This is a genomic window from Tardiphaga robiniae (assembly GCF_001618955.1).
GTDB classification, from domain to species: Bacteria; Pseudomonadota; Alphaproteobacteria; order Rhizobiales; family Xanthobacteraceae; genus Tardiphaga; species Tardiphaga robiniae_A.
The window spans coordinates 1-543 of the sequence record NZ_LVYV01000037.1 but is presented as its reverse complement, the minus strand read 5'-3'; the positions used below and the strand labels follow the sequence as shown (position 1 = coordinate 543).

The 543-nt window shown below is 62.6% G+C and carries 1 protein-coding gene and 1 pseudogene; both read right to left on the bottom strand.

What is annotated here, in order from left to right; translation table 11 throughout:
* Positions 1–88, bottom strand: a pseudogene (locus tag A4A58_RS31555) (N-acetylmuramoyl-L-alanine amidase); the annotation flags it as partial.
* The coding region (locus A4A58_RS22400; RefSeq protein ID WP_139069902.1) for a J domain-containing protein at positions 85–543 on the bottom strand (459 nt) is incomplete at its 5' end. The pseudogene A4A58_RS31555 and the gene A4A58_RS22400, both read right to left, overlap by 4 nt.

Below are 543 nucleotides of genomic sequence, written 5' to 3'. Positions count from 1 at the left end.
TATCCGGCCTGCGCCCGCCGGCGCGCTCGCCATGGTTGGGCGAGGGCACGAGATGAGCGCCGGGGAAATCGCAGGTCTCGGATGTCATGCGGCGCGACGTTCTCTTTCGATCGCCTCGTAGGCCGCGTTGAGCACGGCCATGCGATCGTTGGCGATCGCGTGGAATTCTTCCGGCACGCCGCGCGCCACGAGCATGTCCGGGTGGTTCTCGGAAACGAGAACGCGGTAGCGCTTGCGAATCGCGGAAAAGTCCTCCTTCGGCGAAACGCCGAGAACCTGATAGGGATCGCGGTCGTCGCCATGAACGTGGCGCGCCAGGATGCATCCGAAATGCTCGTCAGCCATCCTGAATATCTCAGCCACGCGCCTCAGGAACGTAAGTTCCTTCTCGTGCACCGCCCCGTCGGACTTCGCGATATGGAAGAGGCCGTCGACGATGTCTTCGAGGATCGGGCAATTCCTCTCGCAGGAGGAGCAGAGCGAAGCCATTTTCTCCGCATAGGCCTCGTAGCCGGCAACGTCCTGGCGGGCGAGATTGTAAAG